Origin of the sequence: Belliella calami (assembly GCF_022549695.1) — a bacterium.
In the GTDB taxonomy this organism is placed as follows: Bacteria; Bacteroidota; Bacteroidia; order Cytophagales; family Cyclobacteriaceae; genus Belliella; species Belliella calami.
The window spans coordinates 155,358-179,073 of the sequence record NZ_JAKZGS010000008.1 but is presented as its reverse complement, the minus strand read 5'-3'; the positions used below and the strand labels follow the sequence as shown (position 1 = coordinate 179,073).

The following is a 23,716-nucleotide window of genomic DNA, read 5'->3' as shown; positions in this document are numbered from 1 at the left end:
AAACAGAATTGGATTATTATTCAATTTTAATTAAAGATTAGAAATATTATATGATTTAGCCCATACCTCTAAGTTAAGTATCCTCCAATAAGGAAAACTTTCATTACTTTCAATATTGTTGAATTGTCTTCGAATCTTTTCTGCATCCCAAATATGTTTTGAATTAAATGAATCTGAATTCAAAATAGACGAGACATAAGACTTGAATTTTTCATCAGATTTTAAATAATCCAAAAATGGAGTTTTAAAACCAATTTTATTTCTATCATTAACAATACCCTTTGGAAGGTCTTTACCAATTGTATCTCTCTGGATTTTCTTTGTTACTCCTTTTGAGAACTTGTATTCAATTGGTATAGAAAATGCAAATTCCATTAACCGATAATCCATAAACGGAGATCTAATTTCTATAGACTGATTCATTGCTGAAACATCTTCGTAATGAAGTATTTGATTTATTCCGGAATTATTTATTTGATGCAAAAGATATCTTTGAAAAGACCCTTCTTTTGCTGAAAATTTATAGGGATTTTTAAAATGCTTTCTATTTGCTTCAACAAAATTCTTTTTGAGAACACTAATTGATTTTTCCTGATATTTTGCCCTAAGGAATGATGCCGTAGACTGATTTATAATAGCCTTAAACATTTGAGAGACTAAAAATAGCTTAGAAAAACCGTTAAGAGTGTTTAAAGACCTGAATTCAGATAAAAATGTTTTAGGTTTAGAAATCAAAACATCAACCAAAAACACACCTGCAATGTAGCGGCTATACCCTGCGTAAGCCTCATCGCTTCCTTGACCATTTAGAACTACTTTTATACCTCGCTCCTTACATAATTTCATAATATTGTTATGGGCAATAGATGCAAATGAACCTAATGGATGATCCAATTCGCTCAAAGTTTTCTCAAAACTTGAAACTAAATCATTCTGATCAATTTCCATTTCATGCAATTTGATATTCTTACAAGTCTTAATAAATCCGCGCACTGTTTCAGTTTCATTTTCTTCAAAATCGGGAAATGAAGCTGTGTAGGCATGAATATCAGTTTGGTTTAAACCACCATTCTCTATCAACTGGTCTGTAACTTTTGAAATAGCTGTCGAATCAAGGCCACCGCTTAGTAAGATGGCAACAGGCACATCACTCCGATATCTTATTTTTATAGCATCTTCAAATAGTCTTCTGTATTCTTGCTCATAGGTCAAACTTGGATCATGCTGATACTGGTTTTCTTTTAACTCCCAATATCTATTAATCTCAATCTTATTGTTTTTAACTATCAATTTTGTTCCTGGCAAAAGTTCATTACATCCTTCAAAAAAAGTTTCACCATCATTGACTCTATAGCCATATGCTAAGTATTCATAAACCTTTGCAAGATTGGCATTCTTCAAATCACAAACAGAATGTAATGCCTTTAACTCACTAGAGAAAAACAAAACGTTATCTTTAATACAATAGTAAAAAGGTTTGACACCAAACCTATCTCTTGAACAAAATACTTTTTTTGTTTGATAATCATAAATTGCGAAGGCCCACATTCCATTGAAATAATGCACACATTCTTCTCCATACTCTTTGTAAGCATTCAAAATCACCTCAGTATCAGAATCTGTATTAAAAACATGACCCTTATCTATCAGATCTTTTTTTACCTCTAGATAATTATAAATTTCTCCATTGAATACAATAGCTAGCCCTAGGTCGTTTTTAACCATTGGTTGATCTGCATGATTAGAAAGATCAATTATGCTTAACCTTCGAAATCCAAAGCCAACATTTTCTTTAAAAAACACTCCCTCAGAATCTGGACCGCGATGGATGATTAGATCATTCATCTTATTCAAAGCCAACATTAAACCATTTTTCTTCTGTTCTGAGAAGTTATTTTCTAATAGTATATAACCGTTAATTCCACACATAATTTATTTTAATTTAAATGATTGTAAAAATTCAAAAATTTGAAACTGAATTTCTCCCATGTGTTTTCTTCACAAAACTTCTTCATCTCTTGCCTATCAAAATCCAGATCATAACCCTCATTAAAGAAGCTCAATAAATCTTTGAAATCATCATAAACTTCAACCCCGCTCAGGTAGGAGAGGTCTTTAAATGACCCAGAATTCGGACCCAAAATCTTTGAATGCATCCTCAGGGAATCCATTAAGACCCCAGAACTAAGCAGTGAAGGAGAATTGTACGGGAAAAACACAAACTTTGAATTCTGAGCTAAAACAGAAATTTTTTCCAAACTCAAAACTGAATCAATCATTGATACTTGATTTGAAAACTCTTCTTTTAACAATTTTAAATATCCCTTGTCCGGACATTTTCCAACTATCAATATCTTTAGTTTCTTTAATTCCTCATTTGAATTTATGAACTTCAAAAATTGCAAAATACCTTTATATGGCTGTATTGATCCCCAAATTAGCAAATCATATTTGTAAGTTGATTTTTCTAAAAAATGGAAAGGTGTTTGAATTGGGTGCACTATGAAATGAACCTTTGAAGTAAACCTAGGATAGCTTTCCCTTACAAATTCTATCCCTTCATTAGAATGGGTTAAAATCAAGTCAGAATGCTTGACTAATTTGTCATACATATAATCAGTCCAAAAGTTTTTATCTTTGAAGTGACTATATTTATTATGTAAGATCCAGATAATCTTTTTTCTGAATAGTTTTTTGAAAAAAATAAAAATAGAGAAAAAGACAACTTGTACTTTCCCTTTTTTGTAAATAGGTAAGTCTTCTATCCAATTTAAAACATATGTATCAGTTTTAAATAGGTATTGATATAATTCCAATACACCGTACTTAATGATTTTTTTGTTAGAAATTTCAAAGTTTTTTCCAATAGCTCTTTCCAAATTTTCCATATAAGGATTTGGTGATACTAAGTTTTCATACTTAATTTTTGGCAAAATGTATATTCTTTCCATAGATCAGTGAGTTTTGCAGCTATTCATTAGCTCTTTATAAAATTTCTCTTGAACCACATTTTTCTCATGATTTGATAAGCATATTCTGCGTGCTTGAATCGAGACAGTTTCTCTAAGAGTGTTATTATAAAGGATCTCTTTCAACTTCAATTTTATATCTTCAATTTTATTGCTGGTAAGTGTTACAGCCCAATTCTCTCTTTGTGCGTATTCTACAATTGCAGTATCTTTTGGTGCTAGAATAAAAATAGGAGTTCCCGAAATCATATACTCAGAAGCTTTTGTTGGCATTGAATATTTAATAAATTGGATAGAATCATCAGAAAAGTCGTATGGTAAATACAATAAATCTGCCTGAGAAAATATCTTTGGCAAATCTTTATATGGTCCAAAAGATTTATGAATTACACAATCGAACTTCGTTATCCAACTTGGTGGTCTTTCACTTTGTATATGAAACTTTATTTTTGAGTCAAAATCTGAGTTTAATGACTCAACAGCATTTGCTAAACTTATTAATGAGTCATCAATTCCCAAACCTACCCTTCCTGCGTATAAAATTATTGGCGAATCGTCTACATAAATTTTTAACATTTCCTCATTACCCCAAAATTTTATATCTACAGGATTATGGAAAGCTTGGGATTTAATCCCGTATCTTTTATGATACTCTTTTGCCATATACTCACTAATGGTTAATAATGAATCGCATTGTTGCAATAGTTTTTCAAATTCAAATTTCACTTTTCGTTTCCACAAAGCTTGAGAAATTTTTGATTGGCTACTCAAAGTAACCCAATCATCCATCATGTGAAAAACCATTGGGATTCCAGTAGCTTCATGAAGTTTCCTACAAAAAACCACTTCTTGTAAACTTTGTGCTTGTGCATAAATTAAATCTGGATTAAAATTATTTACCCACTTAAAAAAGTTTTTTGAAACATCAATTTTATAAATAAAATTGATGACCCCTGAATAATGGATAAAAGGCAGAAACAACTTTTCTATCAATGTTTTTTTCAAACTAAAAGTTGAAAAAGTCTTGGAATCTGGTATTTGTTCAAAATCGATTTTAGTTTTAAACTTTGAGCCAGACTTACTTTTCGCTCTCAAATAATTGAATGGAAAAATCCACTTTTGTTCCAAATGGCCAAGTTGATAATACTCTTTACACATTTCAAAATTTGTGTAAGGCAAGATTAATTGAGATGGACATGCGACTTTAAGATTATCTTTAGGCCATCTATCAAACAAATTTGAAAGTGTAATTCCACCTCCTGTTTTATTGTCAAAAGGTTGATTTAAAATTAATACTTTAGGAAACATCTGTTTTGTAATCTTTTAATTGTTGGAAAATTTGAGAATCTGACAACATTCTATACTTCTTAGTATATACAATTCCAGCAAAAACCCACATCAAGATGTAGTTTAAAGTAAAAGTATTAACAGTAGAAGGGTACATGTTTATTAGTCCTATCATTATCCAAATAGAACCTGCTTTTACTAATAAATTATTGGAATTAAACAAACCTAAAAATATTGCAGGAATGAATATTAACAATAAAATTGAAAGACTTACAAGGCCACCTTTCAGGATAATTTGAAGAAAATCAGTTTCTATAATCCCTCTGTAAACCGAAGAGTCTCCATCCCAAACAATCCCAGGACAATAATATTGTCCATTAATACCCCTTCCTATAATCCAGTCAACAGTTTCCATATCTTCATAAAAACTCTCTTCAACATTACTTCTTGTATCCTCCATCCCTCTCTCCTTAATTGAAGAGAAAAAGCTAGATTTGTTTAAAATTTGCGCACCAATCAAAAAGGAAGTACTAATTAACATTAAAATTGCAACTACTACGAAAGCCCTATTGTGCCCTTTCATCAAGTATAGAACTCCTGCAAACAAAATTATCATCAAACAATACATCATTAAGCCTCTTCTTGCTTGATAAAGTGACATAGTTAATATAAAAGTCATAACTGATCCCGAGACAAACTTTAGCTTTAGACTATGATATGGATAGGTCATTAGTATAAACCCTGATGTCAGTCCTAGAGTCCGTGAAAAAACCTCAGTCATCCCCATTGACTCTTGCGACCCCCTTTCCATCAATACTGGTAAGAAAGCCAAAACATAAAATAAAAATAGAACAGAAAGAATATAGATTGTATCAAATGACTTCTTTAACAAAAGAATTTTTTTTGGAAACAAACATAATACTGGCACTAGATAAATAAAAATCCCAAACCACCCGTCAATCAATAAATCTTTAATGGTATTAAAGTCGAAAACAAATCCTCTAAAAATAATAGAACATATATAAATCAAATAAAAGCTAACCATTATTTTCAAATAATTATTTTCAACTTTCAATTCAATTAAAAGTATACTTGAAGGCAAAAACATCAGAATCCCCACAAATTGGATCCCACTACACATAAGATAATTGACCATGCCAGTTGATGCAAGGGTAAAGCCTATAGAATACAGAATAAAGCCTATAAAAAATAAATTCATAAACTTCAATTCTGATAAGAATTGCCTTATTGAAGAATCATTTTCTACCTTTTCGGATGTTCCCATAAACTACTGTGCTTTTTTCAAAATTTTATCAAATACCTCCAGATGATTCTCTAAGATTTTAACATTTGAAAAGCTGTTATTTAAAGATCCTATGAGTTTTTTTTCTAAACACGAAATTATACCATTAGCCAAATCTTCTGTATCGAACTTTTTTGCCAAGTAACCATTTTTTTGATGACCTATCATTTCTGGAATCCCTCCTGTATCAAAACCTACTACAGGTGTTCCACATTTTAGGCTTTCAAGTACAGTTGTTGGCAAATTATCCTCCACAGAAGATACTACGAAGACATCCATAGAATTGTATGCTTCACAAATTTTAACTTCGGAGGATAAATATCCAGTGTAGTGAACTTTAAATGGGATCTGTTTTATTACTTCTTCTGATAGGTCACTTCCGAAAACCAAAATTTCATATTTTGTGGTATCGTCAACTTTTCTACCTAAATATTTTAACGCTTCTAGCAAATATTTAAACCCTTTATATGGACTATTGACAAAATTTGCTCCAAATCCAATAATTTTAGTTTTATTTTCTATCTCAAGAATTTCTTTATAAGGCCTATTTTTAAGTTTGATAAAATTCTTTGAAACAGAATTGTAAATTTGAAAAATACTTTTACTTTTTAACATTGCAGAACTTTCTGCTTGATTTTTCATCCAAATGCTTGGAGTTATAAAATAAATATTTTCATAATTTTTGAAAATATTTATTTTTTTGTTGAATAATATTTTTGCTCTATCTATCAACTCCGATTTTTGCAAAATCTGACATTGGCTACATTCAGTTTTGAATTTAGTACAGCCAAACGTGTAATGACAACCACCTGTAAATGTAAATAGATCATGTAAGATAAAGACGATTGGTTTTCCTGTTTGTGCCAAAAACTCCCAGCCTTCTACATTTAAAAATCCCCCTAACGCCCAATGAATATAAATTATGTCAGATTCTTGAACTAAAGGGTGATTAGAAATATTTGTTCCAAGCAAAGGAAATGTAAACCCTCCATAAGCAAAATTTATATTTCTGTTCAGAAAAGCTTGGATTTTTATATCAATTTCCGATTTAACCTTAGAATATTTTCCCTTTATCCCATGTATGCTATCATCTTTCAAATCCTTACTTCTATGCAAGGACAATATTTTTGAATCAATTCCATGAGATCTCATCAAATCATGTAAAGTCTTGGTATAATTACCAGAATTAGTCGTTGCATATTGAAGATGTAATATTTTCATTTATAAATATTTACTTTATCCAGATTCCTTTTTTCTTTTTTTCTATTATCATAAAGTATTGAAGCGGTGCCAATATAGCTCCATTAACATTTGCAATTATTGCAGCTACAAAAAGAGAATAAACCCCCCAATTCAATACATTGATAAAATATATCGCAACTACAACATACAAAAAAGGACTGAAAATACTTGACCAAAATTGTATTTTGAGTGCACTTATTCCATTTAAAAATGAAACATATGTGTTTCCGAAAAGAAACAAACTGAAAAAAGCCAACCCCCAAAGTGACAGTTCAAAATCAATTTCCAAAGTCCCTTCTCCTAACCATAAATCATAAACATGTTGGGCAAAGTAAAGCATAATCATACCTATTAAAACCAAGAACAAATTGAGATAATTGTACTTTTTCACACTATTTTTTATCCATTCAATATCTCTTTTCATGAACGCCTCCGTCGAGGCAGACCAAAAAGGTGTCAAAAATATTGCAAATGCCATATTTAGGACGCCGAAATAACGATAGACAATGTTGAAGGCTGTCACATCGGTCGTAGAAAAGTTTCTGGCTATTATGATATTTGCTGATTCATACTGTACAATTGCTGCTATCTGAATGATAAAAAACTTGCCCCCCAACTGAAACAAACTCTTGGCGTGCTTGAAATCCACTAAAGATAGACTGGGCTTGAAATCTTTATATTTCCCACTAAACAAAATGTAATTAGCTACCACCAACACCAATATTGGGCTTATACAAAGCGCCAAACCTAGGTTGATCAATGAACCTTCTGTAAATAGCACCAAAAGTATAATTGAAATCAAGGACATCAACTGACCAATAAGCTCAATAAAGCTGGCTTTCGCTGGTTGCTGGTCTGCTGTCAGAATTGAAGTTATCGTCTTCAGGATAAATTGTAGGCAGAAATATGTAAACACTATCACCACGAGCATAGATAGCTCTGATACCATTGCAGAATCTACTTTCAATATCGCGGTCCAGTCCAGAAAACTATTCGTGAACAGAAAAACCAGCCATACAGCGAAGAAAATAAGTGCCAAAGCTGCATATGTCGTAGACACATAGATTTTGGCCTGCTTGGTATCCCCTTCTGCCAAAGCTTCCGCAAATTTATTCCTGAGCCCTTGAGTAAGGCCAATATCAAAAAAAGCAAACCAACCGACTATGGAACTAAGTGTCAGCCAAATACCATATCTTGAAGGATTTACATAATCAATCGTTAGGGGAACCATCGCCAAGCTCATCAAAATGCTCGAACCCTTGATAAGTATGGATCCTATGATATTTTTCTTTGCTTTTACACTCCTAGCCTGCCCATTGTTGATATAAGCCAGTGCTTTCTGATATCCCAAACTAATTCTATGAATCATCTTATCTTAAATCAATTGATAGCTGGTGCATAATCATAACCATAGCCATATCCGTTGACTACATTTACTCCATTGAGGACGAGAACAGGGTTTTTTAATTTTTCTTTCACTCCATAATTTGAAAGAAAACCTAAATGTTCTGAGGTAGTATAATTTGATTTCAAAACATACAAAGTAACATCAGCATATTTGCTCAATGAAAATGCATCTGGAACCATCCCAACGGGAGATGAATCTATGATAACATAATCAAATTGTCCTTTTAATTCTTCGATCATTGTCCTCAATTTTGGTAAACTCATCACCTCTGCTGGGTTTGAGACAAGCTTTCCTGCTCCTATATACCAAAAGTTTTCTTGATTTGGGTGTTTCTTGATTACTTTACCCAAATCTGTACATTCTCCCGTAAGGTATTCTATGATTCCTTCATTTTCTTTTGGCATTTTCAAACTTTTCAGCAAAGAAGGTTTTCTCAAATCAAACTCCAATACAACCACTCTTTTACCAATCAAATTCAAGCTGGCTCCGAGATTCAGGCTACAGAAAGTCTTCCCCTCTCCTGCGACAGTTGAGGTTACCAAAATTACCCCCTCACTTCTTTCATCGTTCAAAGCAAAAATATTTGCCCTAAGCAACCTAAACTGCTCAGCGACAGGTGATTTTATATTCTTCGAAAAAACCATGTTTTCATCAAACTCGTTTATCGAAATTTCTGCTATTACGGGAAGTTTGGTCAAGTTCTCTGCTTCGGATTTACCTTCTATCTTATTATTGAAGAGATTCTTTACAAAAACATACATAAATGGAATCCCAAATCCCATTATAACCGCAAACATCATTATAATTATCCTGTTGGGTTTGACAGGACCATAAGAAGCTTTCGCTGTGTCAATTATTCTCAAAAAAGAATTAGAGGTAGCTGTCAATGACATTTGAGCTTCTTCATTCTTTTTGTTCAAATATTGAAATTGCTCAAGTTTGGTCAACCTAAGCCTGGTGATTTCCTGTAGCTCTCTTTCAATCTGGGGAATCCTTGAAGATCGTCCTTCGTATCTCGAAGAATTAGCCTCCAAATTTCTTACGGCAATCTGCAAACTAGATTTGAGATTGTTGAGGTTTTCATTGATTGATGCTTTTTGACTTGCAATCCTATCGTTGATTGATACTACCAAAGGACTCGTCGGCTGAACATCCCTCAAAAGCCTTTCTTTGTCTCTCTGTAGCGAGTTATAACTTTCTATTGCACTCACCAATGCCGCGTCATTTAAAGTCATTGCACTTGGGATTGTCCTAGTGTCATCATTCGCATTGTTTCTCAGCAAACCTTGGATAGACTCTACTACTTGGATCTGCGTTCTGTAATTGGATATTTGGTTTCTGTTTTCATTGGAACCTTCCAAATACAATCTTGCTTCCGTTCCTATATCACTTACTTGATTTTGACTTTTCAGTCTTTCAATACTATTTTCGATAGAATCTATTTCCATCGCCAATGCATCCAATTGCTTAGACAAAAAGGAGACAGCAGTATTTGCTGAATTATTTTTTTCTTCTTCAGTTTGGGAATTATATTTTTTGATTAAGTCATCTATGATTGCAACTCCTCTCTCAGGAATATTGTCCAAAGTTGAAATCTGCAGTACACTCGACTGCTTGTTGGTAGGCTCTACATTTAATCCTTGGCTATAATTCCTTGCCAAAGCTTCTGAACTATGAAAATAAATGCTAAAATCTTTGCTATCAAGTGAATCTACACTAACAGTATTATTAAGTTTTACCGAAAAATCCCCAAAATGGCCTGAGATCAAACTCCCAAATTTATAATCCTTTGTCTCACCACCGACTGTCAGTCTGAATTTTTCACGGTCAATAACCTTTATATTATATTCATCATCTTTCAGTTCATAACGCCATTCTCTATTGGCCCAATTGACTAACAGTGGGCTGTTGTCTTTAAAATACTCTACCTTCTTACCAATTGAGTTTTTGGAATATACAGAAACTAAAATATCCAAATCTTCGATAACACTCTTCATCAGCTGAACTGACTTGAATACTTCGATCTCGTTTTCGATTATTTTTGATGATCTAAAATTATCCAACTCTTGCATGAGAGGATTGTCAGAGAAATCGACTCCTTTCTCTCTATCCCTAATTACGACTTTACTTGATATTTGGTATTGTGGCGTAGTATATACCAAGTACAGGACTGCCAACATAACCGATATCAATACCCCGCTTATGAAGAACCACTTGTATTTCAAATAATGCCTGACAGTCTTTCTAGGATTAAGCCCATTTTCAAGACCAAAACCATCTAATAAAACATCCGATACTTTCATTGTTAATTGAATAAATTTTGGTAATTAAATATTACAGCAACCAAAACTGATGAAGCTACCGAAATCACGGTTATCAATGTTGTATTGTTTTTCGTATCTTTTATTTTCTGGCCGTCTGGCTCTACATAGACAATATCATTTTGCTCCAAATAATAATATGGTGAATTTAAAACATCCTTTTTGTTCAGATTGACACGGTATACGTTTCGCACACCATCCACTTCTCTCATCACTAGCACATTTTCTCGCTTTCCATATGGAGTAAGGTCTCCTGCTAGTCCCAAAGCCTCAAAAATATTGATCCGCTCAGATCCAACCAAAAAATTGGAAGGTCTATTCACTTCACCGATCACTGTCACCCTAAAGTTATTGATCATTAAATTGACACTTGGTTCTTTCACATGGGATTTCAAAAGAAATTTCATTTCCTCCCTTGCCTCTTCAAGATTAAGGCCGCCAAGTTTTATTTGTCCCAAAATCGGAAACTCAATAGTCCCGTCTCTATTGACTAAATATACATTCTGATCTCCAGTATCTGGTCTTGACTCCAAGCCATTTACAGTCTCTATGTTTTCGGTTACAACACCTCTATTAAAAAGTAAATTAGATTCAGCACTGGGACTGTTTACTGTTATTCTTAACCTATCATATGGCTTAATCTTAACCTCTGAAATCTCATCTACTTTCATTGAAAAATCCGAATTGGATTCTATATCACTGAAATAGGTAAGATTCCTCTTGGCACAACTGCTAATTAAAACCATCAATAATATCAATGGAAGAATTGTTCTTTTCATTTTACACCTAAATTATACCTGTAAGATTTAATATACTCTAATTATGATGTAAACGTAATACATTTAAATGTATTTAAAAAGCATTTCATTATATTTGTTTTGTCTGTCGAGGCAAGATTTCAATCTTTATTTAAAAAATCAATCTTATGTTGCTTGTACTATAAGAATGCTCTGTATACCTATTCGGACAACCAATCTCAATAAACTTACAGCCATCAAGTCAAGTCAACAATTGTCCGTACCAAATCAGTTTTTCTGAAAAGTATTTTGACTTTTAGCTCTTCTAAGAAAAATTAAATATATTCAAACTAAGTGAGCAAATTCATACGCAATGGTTTTGAGCAAAATCAGTCAAATACAAATAACAATTGATTTTAGAAGCATTTATCCTTATCATTCTTAAAAGAAGTCATCACCATAATCTTTCTATCGCTATAAGATATATTAACTATGCCCAACCTAGAAATCAACCAATTAATAGACCATACCTTCTCCCTTCAAAAATCCAAGTCAATTTCACTGAGAGAGAGCTCTTCACAACACAGAATCAAGCAACTTGAAAATCTTTCTGGATGGATTAAAAACCACCATGAGGACATCAGAAAGGCCATACATGCTGATTTTAAAAAGCCTTATCCGGAGATTGATATTACGGAGATTTTTGTAGTCACTTCCGAAATCAAAAATGCAATCAAAAACCTCCAGGACTGGATGAAACCCAAAAAAGTATCAACACCACTGACACTCTTGGGTACTTCTTCTTATATACAGTATGAACCGAAAGGTACTTCATTGATAATTGCTCCATGGAACTATCCTTTCAATCTGGCTATTGGCCCTTTGATATCTGCATTGGCTGCTGGATGTAATGCCATCATCAAGCCTTCTGAAATGACTCCCCATGCGTCAGCATTGATCAGAAGAATGATAGAAGAATTGTTTGAACCTGACACAGTAGCTGTTTTTGAAGGGGATCTTGAAGTATCTCAACATTTACTTTCTAAGCCTTTTGACCACATATTCTTCACTGGTAGTCCATCTGTCGGCAAAATCATCATGAAAGCCGCTGCAGAAAACCTAACTTCGGTAACTTTAGAATTAGGAGGCAAATCTCCTGCTATCATTGACAAAGATATTGATCTACAAGATGCCGCTGCCAAAGTTGCTTGGGGGAAATTTGTCAACTGTGGACAAACATGCATTGCACCTGATTATATCTTGGTTCATAGCGATGTACAAAGTGAGTTTGTAAATGCTCTTAGAAATGAACTGCACAAAATGTATGATCCTCACAAAAAAGGTATAGAAAACTCTAGCGACTATGCAAGGATTGTAAATGATAAACACCTCAACAGATTGTCATACCTTCTTTCTGATGCCATTTCTAAAGGAGCCAAAATTGATTTTGGAGGTAGAATCCTCCCGAAAGACAATTATTTTGAACCTACCCTATTGACAGCTATCACTGAAAACATGGATGTGTCACAAGAGGAGATTTTTGGCCCAATATTACCAATTATCGCATATAACAAAACCGATGATGCTATTTCTTATCTAAACAGTAGGCCAAAGCCTTTGGCATTATATGCATTCTCAAATAACCAAGAGGTGATTGATTCTATTTTATTGCAGACTTCCTCTGGAGGTGTAGTTGCCAATGATTGCGTAATTCATTTCCTTCACCACGACCTCCCGTTTGGTGGTGTCAATAATTCAGGAATAGGAAAAGCACATGGCCATCATGGCTTTTTAGCATTTAGCAATGAAAAAGCGATACTTAAACAAAGAAAAGGACTAACTTCCTCAAAATCTCTTTACCCACCTTACGGTTTTGCAGGAAAAAAAATTACTGAGGCACTCTTAAAATGGTTCTAAATGAAAAAACAATTATTGCCTATCATTATATTTCTATTTCTTGGAATCCAACCGATTTTCTCACAAGGAAAACTTAGGGACTATGGAATCGAAATCGGGGTAATGCAACCCGGAATCCAAAATTCCATCCTTGATGTGACTGGGATCAAAGTAGGACATGTTACAAAAATCGAGGGGGAAGCTATCCGCACCGGGGTTACGGCTATCCTTCCTCACCATGGAAATCTTTTTCAGCTCAAAACACCAGCAGCAGTTTTTGTAGGAAACGGATTTGGAAAATTAGCTGGATCTACACAAATCGAGGAATTGGGAAATATAGAATCCCCAATAATATTGACCAATACACTTAGTGTAGCAGCTGGAATCGAAGGAATAATCCAATACACACTCGCGCAAAAAGGAAATCAGGATGTCCAATCTGTCAATGCAATAGTCGGCGAGACAAATGATGGACTTCTCAATGACATTCGAGGAATGCATGTTTCCAAAACAGATGTACTCCAAGCCATCGAAAATGCAAATGATGAATTCCTAGCAGAAGGTAACGTTGGTGCAGGCACCGGAACTGTCTGCTTTGGATTCAAAGGTGGAATCGGAACTGCCTCACGAAAATTACCACCATCTTTGGGAGAATATACAGTTGGGGTTCTTGTTCAGACGAACTTTGGTGGTGTTTTGCAAATCAACGGCGCTCAAATAGGCAAAGAACTGGGCCAATATTCATTCAAAAACCAATTGGAATCTGCGGATGGATCATGCATGATCGTAGTCGCTACTGATGCTCCCGTAGGAGAAAGAAACCTCAAAAGAATCGCGCAAAGAGCAATGATGGGACTAGCCAAAACAGGTGGAATCGCATCCAATGGTTCTGGAGATTATGTCATAGCTTTTTCAAATTTTGAAGAAAACCTTATCCCACACCCACAAAAATCATTGACACTTTTGGAGCAAAAAGAACTTCGAAATGATGACATGACGGCTTTGTTTTTGGCAACCATTGAGGCTACCGAGGAAGCTATCTTGAATTCCCTTTTTGCAGCTGAAGACATGGAAGGCAAAGGAGGCAGATCCGTGAAGGCACTTCCATTAAAGGAAGTGATGAAAATTTTGAACAAATAGATCTTTCTGAAACAGTCTACTTCAACCTTATTTCTCTCATCTTTAAACAAAAAAATCACAACTCCTCTAATCTGTCAAGATATGATTCTGCCTGCTTGAGAATTGCATCCTTATCTTTCATTTTCGCCAAAGTCTTGTAAGCCATTCCTATTCGAGGATTTTTAGCTAATTTTTCTTCGTTTCTTGCATAAAAATGCCAGTACAGACTGTTAAAAGGACATGACTTATCGCCAACTTTCTGTGATTTCTTGTAAAAACAGGAACTACAATAATCACTCATTTTATCAATGTAATTGGCTGAAGATACATAGGGTTTTGTACCGACAATCCCTCCATCTGCATATTGGCTCATGCCTCTGGTGTTGGTGATTTCTACCCATTCGATCGCATCGATATAGATCCCTAGATACCATTCATCTACTTGGTCGGGATGAATCCCGGCAAGAAGCATAAAATTACCCGTCACCATTAGCCTTTGAATATGGTGCGCATATGCAGAATCCAAAGACTGGCCTATGGCATGTTTCAAGCAGTTCATCTTGGTCTTTCCTGTCCAAAAGTAGGATGGCAAATCCCTTTCGTGTCCGAAAAAATTAAGTTCTTTATAAGATGGCATTTTCGCCCAATAAACGCCTCTCATATACTCTCTCCACCCGATAATTTGTCTGACAAACCCTTCTACTTGTGCTATGGAAACACTTTCTTGATTTCCCAACCAGTACTTTTCCACTTTTTGGACTACCTCCAGTGGCGATATCATTTTGGTATTCAATGCAAAGCTCAGCCTACTATGAAAAAGAAATTTATCCCTTGTAAACATCGCATCCTGATACTCCCCAAAATTAGAAAGGAGTTTCTTGCAGAAATAATCAATTAAGCCCAAACCCTCAGCTCTTGTGACTGGCCAATCAAATTTATTTTCATCAATTTTCCCGATGGTTTTGATCTTGTTCTTTTCCAAGAGATCAACTATCCCTGACACATTCTTTCGGAAAATTTTCGGCTCAACCAACAGCAATGGATCCTTGAATTTATTTCTGTTATCATGGTCATAGTTCCATTTTCCAGTGATCGGTTCTTTTCCTTCCATCAATATATCATATTCCTTGCGCATCTCTCGATAGAAAGTCTCCATAAGGTAGGTTTTCTTTCCTTTGAAAAACTCCTCCAAATATCCTCTTTCAGTCAAAAAATGTTCAGAATCATAACTTTTGCTTTCAACTTTCAGTTCTTCGCAAAGTTTTGACAATTGTAAATCCAACCTGTACTCATCAGGCAATTGATATTCAAATCTCTCAAAACCCTCAGAATCTAATAGGTTCCTGATGTTTTCTGATAAATCCTGTTTGTTGTCTTTGTCCTCTAAACTCAAATAGATTACTCGGTGACCTTGCTCAGAGAGTAAATCGGAAAAATTTCTCATTGCCAGAAAAAAACCTACAACCTTCTGAATATGGTGAGTGACATAATCTGTCTCCTGTTTCATTTCCATCAAGACATATGTGATGTTGTCATTGACTTTATCATACCAAGAATGCTCGCTGTTCAGCTGATCTCCAAGTATCAGTCTCAAAGTTTTGGACATGGATTGTTAATTAGGTTGCTTTATTACTAAGTCCAAGAACCATCAATTTGTTTTTGAATGAAAAAAAATTACCCCTGAAAAAATTTTCAGGGGCAAGCCAATAAATTAAAAAACCTAACCTAACCTAACCTATGTTTTAATATTTGAAGCAAGGCATGCTGCTTGCTTTTCTTCCCTTTTGATTTGAGTCTCCTGCCAAAAATGAGAATCTCATCGAAATCTCATGTGCTCCACCTGTATTTGCTTGGCCCAATTTGGAAAGGGTGTAATCATAGCTATATCCTATGTCCAATCCAGAAGCCAGCGAAATACCAAACACACCTATTAAAGATTCGTTGTTTGGAAGCGCACTGCCAACTGCAGGTAAGCCCCTATACCACAACCCAAACACCAATGGCTGCAAATTCACTTGAGCTCCCAAATCCAGTTGATTGAATGGATCTTGTCTTTTATAATTGAAGGCTAAGACCAATTCTCTTGCTCCTTTTGAATTGTTGTAAAAATTTTGTGCTAGTCCATTTGCCAAATCAAATTTGACTCCGCCATGTGCTGAAAGTTTCATTGGTAGTTGGCTTAACTCACCTTGAATAAAAGACACATTTGGCTGCGTCACATGATGTGCAGAAACCCCTAACCAAACATGCTCATTATTGAATAAAACCCCAAAATTATAGTCTACAAATCTATGCTTGGCATCAGAGCCAAGATTTTCACCACTAAAATCCCCAATAATACCATCAGGATCTATTTGGCTTCCAAAAACCAAATTATCAAAATTAGCATCTCTGGAAACAAAGCTTGCTTGCCCTCCAAACCTTACAAAGCTTCTAAAACCCAATTGCAACCTGTAGGAATATGCAGCCCCGACTTCCATGGTACTGAGGTTTGCCATAGATTCTTGGGTTCCATTGACGATCAAGCCAATCCCACTATTCAAATTGAACAGGTAATGATCGATGTATGCAGCGTAAGAATTGAGTGTTTGTCCCATTCCAGGCCACTGATTCCTGTAATTCACCCCTATTCTTGTCATTTCAGATGACCCTGCAAATGCCGGGTTCAAGTAAATTGGAGCTGCATAGAATTGTGAATACTGCATATCCTGAGCGCTTGCTCCAAGCGTCAAAAATAAAATGGCGATGATAGTCAAGATAGTTTTCATAGGCTTATCTAATCAAGGCGACACCACCTGTTTTATTAATGATTTCCCCATCAGGAAGTGTGTATGTCACTTTGTAGACATAATTTCCCTGAGGCAATAAGCTCCCTTTGAAAAAACCATCCCAGCCGTTGATTTCAAGGCCTGCCTCTCCATAAATGTGTTCCCCCCAATGATTGAAAATATTCATTTCAAATGAAGATATACCTTTCATAACAGGGACAAATTTATCATTGAGGCCATCTCCATTTGGGCTGAATGCATTTGGCATTACCAATAGCTCCGTCTGTGCATCTACCTGGATAGAATTCACTTCCACCGTAGCACAACCGAAAATATTATAGGCAGTCAACTTAACATCAAACAACCCGGAATTTTCAAAAGTATGGACAGGAGATCTTTCTACACTGGTTGTCCCATCTCCGAAATCCCAATCCCAGGTGATAAACTCATCACCAATCTTGCTTTCAAATTGAACAGGATCATTTGTAAATACATCAGAATCTAAATGAAACTCCAATTTCCTATAACTAAAATCTAACCTTGAGAGAGGTGTAGACCCTGGAAAAATAACATCAACTTCTTCGGTTGTTTTACATCCATTTGCATCAGTAATTTCTACTGAAAGAAATCCACTTGAAAAAAAGTTTGTTTCCAACCCAATCTCACCAGTATTCCACTTGATACTGTATGGGGACTCACCACCTGAAATCAGAACCCAAGCACTGCCTTTGACCTCTCCTGTTGCACAATTGATATCCAATGTATTGTCTATTCTAGCTTTGAGCTTCTCTGATTCTTGAATCACAACCTCTTGCGATACCGTACAGCCGAAATCATCTTTGACAAACAAAGTATAAACACCTGCTTTTAAATTTTCTCTTTTCAAGACATCTTCTACACCATCAGACCAATTAACTTGGAATGGTGGCTGCCCTCCAATAATCGCCACTTCTATTGCCCCTTCATTTCCTCCATGACATCCTGGATGGATTACCTCCAACAACTCTAGTCTTAATGGCTCTGAAGTGCTTTTTTGGTTTACAACAAAACTCTTCCTAAGAGTACAGCCTTTTGAATCTTGAACATTGACCGTATATTCTCCTGCAGTTAGATTGAAAATGTCTTTTGTGATCTGACCGTTTGACCACTTGTAGGTAAATGGAGCTTGACCACCTGAGATATCAAGCTGAATACTCCCCTTTTGATCTTCCCCGCATCCCGAATCAAGTATATTTTCCGAAATATCAATGGGCTCGCTTTCTGATGTTATTCTAAATGAAAGGCTGGTACTACAATTAAAAACATCATAAACTGTCACCGAATAATCTCCTGCAGGTAGATTCCATGCTTCCATTTTATTTGTGAGGCCGTGACTCCATTCTACTTTATAAGGTTCTCCTCTCCCTATTTTCACATTGATCTTTGCCGAACCCAGATTATTATTTTCACAAGTACCATGAATAATATCAGCCATTTCAATAATCAAAGGAAATGGAGGCTGAATGACTATTCTTTCCGCATGCTCAGTACCTCTACTATCCTTTATATAGACAGTATAAGTCCCAGAAAGTAGCCCTTCTCGATTTTTTGTTGTTTCGTTATTGTTCCAGCGATATGTGTAAGGTTCAATACCTCCTTGCACGTCCAATACTATATTCCCCCTTTCTCCATGGCTACAGAGTGCCAATTTTCCAGATACATTGACTATTATATTTCCAACCGATGCCTCTGGACTGGTCAATTCTTTGGGGGGTTTACTTGTAAACAGGTGCGCTTCATTATCGGCCTGGGCAAGAATATCCAATGAAAATAATGCATGGAATGCCCCCAAAAGAACCAACAGGAAGGTTCCTTTCAAAAGGGTTACACCATATTTTCTTGAATTATTCTTCATCAGTAAACAAAACAGTTTTGGATTCTTTATTGGAATTTCAATCTGAAATTTTGCTATTCAAACACATAAATTTGTCTTACATTATTTAGAATAATATTTTATGTATTTTAAATTTATCAAAATGAAATTCTTTTAAAGAGCGATATATACTTAATAAAGAGAATTTTTTAAGCATATCCAAAATTTTAAAAAATATGAAGCACAAACATGACATCTAAAAAAAATACCATTTTTCTTATTTTAATTCAATGTTCAATAATTTAGTGAGGAGGTGCTTTTAATTGGTGGTTAAAATTATATTTCACTGAAAAAATAAAATAAAAAAACCCGATAAAATTATCGGGTCTTTATAAAGTAATTACTACTACTAGGGATTATAAATTTAGGATATTCACCCCAGACAAAGGTACTAATTATAACATTTTGTTCAAAAGATATAGCTTAAATAAATCAAACATATAACTGATGATAAGTAACTTATATTAGAGACCTATATCGATCTGGTGTTTCAATATATCTTCAAAAGTCTCCCGCTCCCTGATCAGATAATCTTTACCACCCAAGATCAAGACCTCAGCTGGTTTCAATCTAGAATTATAATTGGAAGCCATGCTAAAACCATAGGCACCTGCATTTCTTATTGCAATGATGTCTCCCTCTTTTACATCGTTCATTTTTCTATCGGCAGCTATTGTATCTGTCTCACAGATATAACCTACCACACTGTAGATATGTTGCTCTCCGGTTGGATTGGAGATATTTACCACACCATGATAAGCATCATACATCATTGGGCGAATCAAATGGTTCAGCCCAGAATCTACCCCTACAAAGGTGGAAGCAGGCGTTGATTTGATTACGTTGGTCCGTACAAGTAAATAGCCACTTTCACTTACTAAAAACTTACCCGGCTCAAACCACAATTCCAATTTTCGTCCGTATTCCAAGCAAAACTGCTTGAAAGCTGCGGAGACTTTTTGCCCAACATCCAGAATATTAGTTGAAATGTCTCCTTCCTTGTATGCTACTTTGAAACCTCCACCAAAGTCCAGGAATTTCAAATCCCTGAATTCTCTTGCTGCATCAAAGAGTATTTCTGCACCTTTAAGAAAAACCTCAGCCTCCAAAATATCCGAACCAGTATGGACATGAAGACCTATCACATTCAAGCCATATGCTTCAACTACTTTTAGGATATGCTTTAATTGAAGAATAGAAATACCAAATTTACTGTCGATGTGCCCTACTGAAATCTTAGCATTACCTCCAGCCATGATATGCGGATTGAGTCTAACGCATATTGGCACACTATTACCATAGACTTTACCAAAATGCTCCAGCATTGGGATATTGTCTATATTGATCATTACTCCTAGCTCTACAGCATCTTGAATTTCCTCAAAAGAGACACAGTTTGGGGTATACATAATCTCACTTGGCTCAAATCCCGCATGCATCCCAAGCTTTACTTCCTCAATAGAAACAGCATCGATCCCTGTTCCAGCCTTTTTCAGTAGCTTCAAAATATTTATGTTGGAAAGTGCCTTAGTTGCATATTTGATCTTTAGGTCAACACTCGAAAAAGCCTCTTGCAACAGCTTCACTTGACTCAAAATTTTCTCACCATCATAAACATACAAAGGTGTTCCATATTTTTTCGTCAGTTCGATCATTTCCAGACCTTGGATCTGATAGGATTGATTGTTTAGTTCCATAGCGATAATTTGAGTCGCAAAGATAAGAATTGAAAAACAAAAAAAAAGGAAGACAAAAGCCTTCCTTTTTCGGTATTATATTAAGCTTTCGCTTTATTTAAGAAACAATTAAACAACGATCAAAAATAGGAAAGGTTTTTCTCATTTATGCTTTTTTCACAATTAAATCGCTGTTAAAATATGTTAACCGTCCTTAAGACACGATTATAAACTTTAAATTTGCAACATGTCCAAATCAAAGATGAAGTTAATCATTGTGCTCATGACACTCGCAAGCTTTGGCTTGATCGGGTTTCAGTTTTATTGGGTGAGCAATGCACTTCGGATAAATGAAGAGAGATTTGAGCAAAATATCTATCAGGCATTAAATGCTACAATAGAACAAATAGACAAGGGCGAAACGAGTGATATATTCCTGAGCCACCTTGCGAAGGACACCTTACTACAGCAATCTTTATTTGAGAAAATAGACCCGATAGAGATTCAAGTACTTCAAAGACCGATCATGAGAAGAAGACCTTCGCTTGCGGACTCGGTGATGCAGCAGCCCATTCCTCAATTCAGTCAACGCTTCAAAAGGATTATTGAAGCTTCGGGATTTAGTATAGAGATTTTGGCTGATTTGGATAATTTTCTAAACAACCTCACGCCTGAGACTGCCTCTACTATTTTGACCCCGGATGAGATGCAAGTCCTTTTGCAGGAAAGAGAGAGACAATATGCTTATTTGAATCAAATTGAAATCACTTACAGGGGAAGAAGGCCTGCAAGAATCGAAATAGAAAGGGAGTATGAAATCCCAAAAGATTTTTTTGAAAAAATCAGACGAACCAACGAAAAAATCGAAGCCATGAATAGGGCAATGGAAGAGCTTTTGGAAGGACAAAAAGATGTCTTTAGTCGGATGGACACGAGCCAGGTTAGAAAATTTCTCACAGCCTCTCTCAGTGAAAGGGCGATAAACCAATCGTTTGACCTTGCCATTAGGAATGACCAAGGTGTAGTCATCCCTATCACACCAATCGATGATATCTTCAAACTTATCAAGGACGGACAGCAAGCTAGGTTGTTTCCAAGTGACATAGTAGGTAAGGAAAATTATCTCTTGATAAATTTTCCAAACAAGAGAATCTATGTCCTTCAACAAATCTGGTTGCCTGTATTGAGTTCGCTGGCATTTATTGGAATAATCATTTTCTGTTTTATCTATGCCATCAGAGTCATTATCAAACAAAAAAACCTGTCGGAAATCAAAAATGATTTTATCAACAACATGACACACGAGTTCAAAACGCCAATAGCTACAGTTAGCTTGGCGATAGAAGCTTTGCAAGATCCTGAACTCGCAAATAGAGATACTTTCCGAAACAGATACCTTAACATTATCAAAGATGAAAACAAACGACTTGGAGCACAAGTAGAAAAAGTACTTCAATCAGCTACATTAGACAAAAAAGACTTTAAACTAAAATTGGAATCTATTAATATCAAAGAGCTTTTGGAAGCAACCAAAAAACAATTTGAACTTCAAATAGAGAATAAAGAAGGGGAAATCAAGCTAGTTAATGATTTGAGAGACCCATATATGGAAGGGGATTATTTTCATATCTCACATATGATCAATAACCTCTTGGATAATGCCAATAAATATGCGAAAGACCATCCGATTATTTCAATCAAAACATGGGACAAAGGCGACTCAGTTTTTATTTCAATAGAAGATAATGGCATCGGAATGTCTAAAGAGGCCGTGAAAAAAATATTTGATAAATTTTATAGAGTACCTACAGGTAATCTTCATGATGTCAAAGGGTTTGGACTTGGACTTTCTTATGTAAAAACCATGCTAGAAGCACATCATGGAGAGATCCAAGTGAATAGCGAACCAGGAAAAGGAAGTATTTTCACCTTAAAACTACCAAAAAAACAATGAGCAAGCCTAAACTTTTGATCGTAGAAGATGACCCAAATTTGGGTGATATCCTCAATGAATACCTAACTATGAAAGGCTATGAGGCAACTCTATGCAGAGATGGAGACGAAGGATGGTCCAAGTTCAAAAAAGACAAATTCAACCTCTGCATCTTGGACATAATGATGCCAAAAAAAGATGGGTTTACTCTTGGGAAAGAAATCAAAAAAGTACAAGAAGACCTTCCAATCATCTATCTATCTGCAAAAAACCTTAAAGAGGATGTCATAGAAGGACTCAAAATCGGTGCTGATGATTACATCACTAAGCCGTTTAGCATGGAGGAGCTTTTGCTAAGAATCTCAGCAATCCTCAAAAGAACGCTAAAAAGCGAGGAGACAAATAATTTAAAGACGCTAACATTCGGAGACTTCACACTTCACTACGACGAGCAACAGATAGAAGGACCTTCAGGAAAACACAAATTGACTTCCAAGGAAAATGAATTGATAAGACTACTTGCTTCGGAAATGAACAAGCTGGTAAACAGAAGCCATGCCCTCAAGCAAATTTGGGGGGATGATAGCTATTTCAATGCTCGAAGTATGGATGTCTATTTGAGCAAAATCAGGAAAATACTGAAAGAAGATCCAAAAGTACAGATCATCACCATCCATGGCGAAGGTTTCAAAATGGTGGTGACTGAATGATCTCCATTTTGAACCGAAACAGTAAAAGGAAAAACTGCGAACCTTTTATATTTCTTTCAAGATTTTTTTTCTATTTAAAAAAGTCGAGAATACCTAATGCTGCCCTTCGAAGATAAGGAGTCTTAGAAGGGCAGCTTTTTTACTATCATATAGACAACAAGGGTTAATCTTCCTTACCAGCGCCTTTAAAATGGTCTTTTTTGTCAGCAAAAAGAACATTGAATGTCTGATTTGACTTCCTATACCCAAATCCAATAGTGACATAGTTTTAAGTTTAAATAAACAATTGTCTAATTCATACTGCCAAATTAGCAATCCCAAAGCAAAACACAAGTCAAACTATGCTTATTCTAAGGCAAGGTTTCATCTATCTAAGGGATTCTTAAGACAGAGGAAATTTAGAACAATATTTCACTCCAATGGAATGATATTTGT

Annotated in this window: 16 protein-coding genes; 4 read left to right on the top strand and 12 right to left on the bottom strand. The window is 35.2% G+C overall.

Annotated features, from left to right (window positions below):
* Positions 1-30: 30 nt before the first annotated feature.
* The 8 genes from asnB to MM236_RS11505 all read right to left on the bottom strand — a co-directional run bounded on the left by asnB (position 31) and on the right by MM236_RS11505 (position 11,309).
* Entirely contained in the window at positions 31-1,929 is a 1,899-nt protein-coding gene (gene asnB / locus MM236_RS11540) for an asparagine synthase (glutamine-hydrolyzing) (RefSeq protein ID WP_241275140.1), read from the bottom strand.
* 8 nt (positions 1,930-1,937) lie between these two features.
* Positions 1,938-2,582 carry a glycosyltransferase family protein gene (locus MM236_RS11535; RefSeq protein WP_241275139.1) on the bottom strand — a complete coding sequence of 215 codons (645 nt, stop codon included), beginning with the start codon at positions 2,580-2,582 and terminating at the stop codon, positions 1,938-1,940.
* Positions 2,583-2,954: 372 nt separating this feature from the next.
* On the bottom strand, positions 2,955-4,277 hold the full coding sequence (locus MM236_RS11530; RefSeq protein ID WP_241275138.1) for a glycosyltransferase: 1,323 nt from the start codon (positions 4,275-4,277) through the stop codon (positions 2,955-2,957).
* Entirely contained in the window at positions 4,267-5,541 is a 1,275-nt protein-coding gene (locus tag MM236_RS11525) for a hypothetical protein (RefSeq protein ID WP_241275137.1), read from the bottom strand. Before MM236_RS11525 ends, MM236_RS11530 begins: the two co-directional genes overlap by 11 nt.
* Positions 5,542-5,544: 3 nt before the next feature.
* Positions 5,545-6,780, bottom strand: coding sequence for a glycosyltransferase (locus tag MM236_RS11520; protein ID WP_241275136.1), 1,236 nt, complete (start codon positions 6,778-6,780; stop codon positions 5,545-5,547).
* A gap of 10 nt (positions 6,781-6,790) precedes the next feature.
* The gene (locus tag MM236_RS11515) at positions 6,791-8,170 is read right to left on the bottom strand and encodes an MATE family efflux transporter (protein WP_241275135.1); all 1,380 of its coding nucleotides are present in this window, start codon (positions 8,168-8,170) and stop codon (positions 6,791-6,793) included.
* 11 nt (positions 8,171-8,181) lie between these two features.
* Positions 8,182-10,512, bottom strand: coding sequence for a GumC family protein (locus MM236_RS11510; protein WP_241275134.1), 2,331 nt, complete (start codon positions 10,510-10,512; stop codon positions 8,182-8,184).
* A 2-nt stretch (positions 10,513-10,514) separates the two neighbouring features.
* The gene (locus MM236_RS11505; protein ID WP_241275133.1) at positions 10,515-11,309 is read right to left on the bottom strand and encodes a polysaccharide biosynthesis/export family protein; all 795 of its coding nucleotides are present in this window, start codon (positions 11,307-11,309) and stop codon (positions 10,515-10,517) included.
* Positions 11,310-11,759: 450 nt separating this feature from the next.
* Here MM236_RS11505 and MM236_RS11500 point away from each other — a divergent pair, with 450 nt between their 5' ends.
* Positions 11,760-13,184 (top strand): aldehyde dehydrogenase family protein, encoded by a 1,425-nt coding sequence (locus MM236_RS11500; protein WP_241275132.1) that lies wholly within the window; start codon positions 11,760-11,762, stop codon positions 13,182-13,184.
* Positions 13,185-14,303, top strand: a complete 1,119-nt coding sequence (locus MM236_RS11495; protein ID WP_241275131.1) for a P1 family peptidase — start codon at positions 13,185-13,187, stop codon at positions 14,301-14,303. It abuts the gene before it with no gap.
* A 55-nt stretch (positions 14,304-14,358) separates the two neighbouring features.
* Here the strand turns inward: MM236_RS11495 and MM236_RS11490 are convergent, their stop codons facing one another.
* From MM236_RS11490 to lysA, 4 genes are all read right to left on the bottom strand, one after another.
* Positions 14,359-15,888 (bottom strand): cryptochrome/photolyase family protein, encoded by a 1,530-nt coding sequence (locus MM236_RS11490; protein WP_241275130.1) that lies wholly within the window; start codon positions 15,886-15,888, stop codon positions 14,359-14,361.
* A 136-nt stretch (positions 15,889-16,024) separates the two neighbouring features.
* Positions 16,025-17,050, bottom strand: a complete 1,026-nt coding sequence (locus MM236_RS11485) for a PorP/SprF family type IX secretion system membrane protein (protein WP_241275129.1) — start codon at positions 17,048-17,050, stop codon at positions 16,025-16,027.
* Positions 17,051-17,054: 4 nt separating this feature from the next.
* Entirely contained in the window at positions 17,055-18,944 is a 1,890-nt protein-coding gene (locus MM236_RS11480; protein ID WP_241275128.1) for a T9SS type B sorting domain-containing protein, read from the bottom strand.
* Positions 18,945-19,426: 482 nt separating this feature from the next.
* Positions 19,427-20,659, bottom strand: coding sequence for a diaminopimelate decarboxylase (lysA, locus tag MM236_RS11475; RefSeq protein ID WP_241275127.1), 1,233 nt, complete (start codon positions 20,657-20,659; stop codon positions 19,427-19,429).
* Between the two features lie 226 nt (positions 20,660-20,885).
* Between lysA and MM236_RS11470 the strand changes: the two genes are divergently transcribed.
* Both MM236_RS11470 and MM236_RS11465 read left to right on the top strand, forming a co-directional pair.
* Positions 20,886-22,592 (top strand): sensor histidine kinase, encoded by a 1,707-nt coding sequence (locus tag MM236_RS11470; protein WP_241275126.1) that lies wholly within the window; start codon positions 20,886-20,888, stop codon positions 22,590-22,592.
* Positions 22,589-23,281, top strand: coding sequence for a response regulator transcription factor (locus MM236_RS11465; RefSeq protein WP_241275125.1), 693 nt, complete (start codon positions 22,589-22,591; stop codon positions 23,279-23,281). The genes MM236_RS11470 and MM236_RS11465 overlap by 4 nt, the downstream gene beginning before the upstream one ends.
* The last annotated feature ends 435 nt before the right edge of the window (positions 23,282-23,716 follow it).